This is a genomic window from Pannonibacter sp. CBAS1226 (assembly GCF_055685825.1).
Window position 1 is genome coordinate 1 of the sequence record NZ_JBVOUO010000027.1, and the last position, 3713, is coordinate 3713.

General features: G+C 61.8%; 3 protein-coding genes. All 3 read left to right on the forward strand.

Annotation, left to right across the window (positions count from 1 at the left end):
- Positions 1-88 precede the first annotated feature (88 nt).
- From AC0CMF_RS25150 to AC0CMF_RS25160, 3 genes are read left to right on the forward strand one after another with little or no spacing between them, the layout of a single operon-like run.
- The gene (locus tag AC0CMF_RS25150) at positions 89-1321 is read left to right on the forward strand and encodes a site-specific integrase (protein WP_306051559.1); all 1233 of its coding nucleotides are present in this window, start codon (positions 89-91) and stop codon (positions 1319-1321) included.
- Positions 1318-2682 carry a tyrosine-type recombinase/integrase gene (locus tag AC0CMF_RS25155; protein WP_472482570.1) on the forward strand — a complete coding sequence of 455 codons (1365 nt, stop codon included), beginning with the start codon at positions 1318-1320 and terminating at the stop codon, positions 2680-2682. Before AC0CMF_RS25150 ends, AC0CMF_RS25155 begins: the two co-directional genes overlap by 4 nt.
- Positions 2679-3683: a site-specific integrase gene (locus tag AC0CMF_RS25160; RefSeq protein WP_306051555.1), complete on the forward strand. Its 1005-nt coding sequence runs from the start codon at positions 2679-2681 to the stop codon at positions 3681-3683. The genes AC0CMF_RS25155 and AC0CMF_RS25160 overlap by 4 nt, the downstream gene beginning before the upstream one ends.
- Positions 3684-3713: the final 30 nt, after the last annotated feature.

A 3713-nucleotide genomic window follows, 5' to 3' on the forward strand; every position in this document is an offset into this window, starting at 1 on the left:
CAGGATCTGGCCGTTTGCGTCCACTCTTTGCTCAGCATTATTTTCGATGGAACCTTTGCTGTCGTTTTGACCAGCAAAGGAATCAATAATGTCGAATGCCGATTACGAGCCCATCTCCAAACTCAGGATTTCACTGACCGAGCAACGATACAGCCCCGTGGTGATCGGGAACTACTGCGCCTACGCGCGTGGGTTTGTCGACTATCTTGCCCAGCGGGACATCCTGATCACAGAGGTGACCGAGGCGGAGGTGGCTCAGTACCTCCACCATGCGATTGCGATGTTCCGCAAACGCCATGGGCGGGCGCCGGCGCGAGATTGGCACTCCATTCCGCGTTCTGGAATCCACGCGTTGCTGCGGCTCGCACAGGGTCAATGGCCAGCCGCACCGAAAGCGACCTGCGCTGCCGACGAACTGCGCTTTGCCGTCTGTGAGGAATATGAGACCTGGCTGCGCGAGGAGCGAGGCCTTGCCGCGGCCAGCATCGACGCATTGATGTGGGAGGGGCGGAACTTTCTGGCCTGGCAGCTTGATCGACGCGGCCCCGACAGTCTGATGACGATGACCGTGGGCGACATCGACCGTTACATGGACGCGCGCAGCCCTCACCAGACGCGCAAATCGGTGAAGGATGTGGCGGAGCGGCTTCGCTCGATGCTGCGCTATCTGCACCGGACGGGGCGCACCGCGATCGACTTGTCGCCGCACGTCATCGCGCCCTTGCTCTATGCCTATGAAGGGGTGCCCTCAATCCTTGAGCGGGACCAGATCGCTGCCGTTTTGCAGGCTGCGGCGAAGGACAAGACGCCGGTGGGGTTGCGAGATCATGCCATCCTGCAATTGCTCGCGACCTATGGCTTGAGATCGGGCGAAATCTGCAACCTGCGGATCGAGGATATCGACTGGCGGGCGGAATCGATCCGCATCAAGCATACCAAGACCCAAGCATGCTCATTCCTGCCATTGATGGCGCCGGTGGGTGAAGCGGTGCTCGCCTATCTGCAGACGGGGCGGCCTGTGACAGATGCCCGCGAGATCTTCGTCCGCACACGAGCGCCCTATCGCAAGCTCGGTATGCTGGCCAGCATGGTGCGACGGCGACTTGACGATGCCGGGGTCACGCCGGCTGGTAAGAACGGCTCCCATATCTTCCGCCATGCACGCGCAGTCGAAATGCTGCGCGCCGCCGTGCCGCAGAAGGTGATCGGCGATCTGCTCGGGCATCGTTCTACAGAATCCACGGCTCCCTACCTGAAACTCGCCACCGAGGATCTCCGGGCCATCGCGCTCGATGTGCCGGGACAAGAGGTGCGGTCATGACGATCTGGCCCGACCCCGAGCGCCAGTTGATCGCGCGCTACATTGCAGGCCTCAACCTGCGCACCACGAACAGCCCCATCTACTACAGGCAGGCGCTCAACATCTTCCAGGATGTCGCCGAACGCCACGTCAAGCTCGACAAGGACATGCTGGTGGCATGGCTGCATGCATCGCCGGGACGGTGGGCCTCGACGACACGGCTGCACCGAACCCGGATTATCGATCGGTTCCTCGATCATCTTGAGGAAACCGGAGCGATCGAACGCAATCCCGTCGCCGCCCTGCGCGACGCTTGCAATATCAAACACTGCATGCCGGTGTGGCGGGCGCTGGCCTCCCGCGATCCGGAAAGCGCGCTCGCCGAACTACACCAGCCCAGGCAGTTCGGCAGCGTGCTGGGCGAAATGATGGCCGAGCACGTCACGCTGATGCGCAACCGGGGTTACAAATACACCGCGCAAACGGTCTGGCTCTCGCGGTTCGACCGGTTCCTGCAGTTGAATCCGGCGCTTCAGGGTCAGCCGATCGGGGTGATGCTCGAACACTGGTCGGTGGCGAAAACAACGCGCAATCATCCGAACGAGTGCGAAAAGCTGAAGCGCACCCTTGCGAAAATCCTCCGGCATCAGGATCCATCAATCCCGCCGCGCCGGCCCGACCCACGTCCGGGAAAGGAAGTGGCCAAGCATTGGCGAAAACCGCATATTTACACACCCGCCGACGTGCGCCGTATGCTCGACATCGCCCGTTCCTACCCCTCGCCACGGGCGCCGCTTCGCCCGTTGAGTCTCTACACCATGCTGCTGCTCGCCTATTGCGCGGGGCTTCGGCGAAGCGAACTGGCCCGCCTCGATCTGGGTGACGTTGACTTCCAGGGCGGCACAATCACGATCCGACAAACCAAGTTCTACAAGACCAGGATCCTGCCGCTTCCCGACAGCGTGATGGTCGAGCTTCGAGCATATATCGACGCGCGACGCCGCACCGGTGGATCCCATGATCCGCGTTCCGGCCTGTTCTGGCACGAGCAGCGTGGCGACCGCTATACGAAACACGCCGTAGCATGGCTGCTTGTTGACGTCATACGCCGTGCCGGGCTGAAGCCGCCGCAGGGGCGAACAGGACCTCGCCTGCATGACCTGCGGCACTCGATGGTCGTGAACCGGATCCTCGAATGGTACAAGGCGGGCATCAACCCACAGGATCGTCTGCCGTTCCTCGCTACCTATCTTGGCCATCGGGACATCAACTCGACGCTGGTCTACATCACCGTCACACAGGACCTTCTGCATCACGCCAATGAGCGGTTCCGCGTGCTGGGAGCGCCATGCCTCAACATCGGGCCGGAGGTGCCGGCATGACCAGGAACAATCGGTTCCCAGACCTGATGCGCGCGTTCTTCTACGAATGGCTGGTCGAGCAGCGCAATGCATCCATCCATACGGTTCGGTCGTATCGCGATGCCTGGCGGCTGTTCCTCCGGTTCGTCGCACAGCGCGCAGGGAAAAAGGTAGCGATGATCACGCTGGCTGATCTGACCGCCCGCGAGGTCATTGCGTTCCTCGGTCACGCCGAACACGAACGCGGCGGCACGATCGGCACGCGCAATTGCCGACTTGCAGCGATCCGCAGCTTCTTCAACTTCGTTGCGACCAGGGATCCCGGTTCGATCGCGCAATGCGTTGAAATCCTCAACATCCCGATTAAGCGTGGTCCGGTGTCGGAACCCTGTTATCTGGACCCGAAGGAAGTGACGGCGATCCTGGCTCAGCCTGATCGTTCGACACTCGAAGGGATGCGCGATCACGCGTTGCTCTCGTTCCTCTACAACAGCGGTGCGCGAATACAGGAAGCGCTCGACCTGTGCCCCGATGCGATACGGTTCGAAAGTCCCAGCTGCGTGCGCCTGACCGGCAAGGGTCGAAAAGAACGTATCTGCCCACTCTGGCCGGAAACCGTGATGTTGTTGAAGAAGCTGCTCGAACGGCAGCCGCGGGCGCCAGACCAGCGGCTGTTCGTCAACCGCTATGGCGAGCCGCTCAGCGCGTCGGGGGTCCGGTTCAAGCTTGCCGCCTATGTGAGGGCGGCGGCCGAGACCACGCCAACGCTACGCGACAAGCATGTGACGCCCCACGCCTTCCGGCACGCAACCGCCGTGCACCTCATATCGGCGGGCGTCGACGTCACGGTTATCCGTAGCTGGCTCGGTCACGTGAGCCTCGATACGACGAACCACTATGCCAGAGCGAATCTCGAAACAAAACGCAAGGCACTGGAGCAGGTCGGCGTTCCCGAAACACACGGCCGCCAGCCCTCGTGGAAACGCGATACGAGCGTGCTCGCCTGGCTCGACACGCTCTGAAATAATGCGGAGGAAGGTGGCCAGAAAACC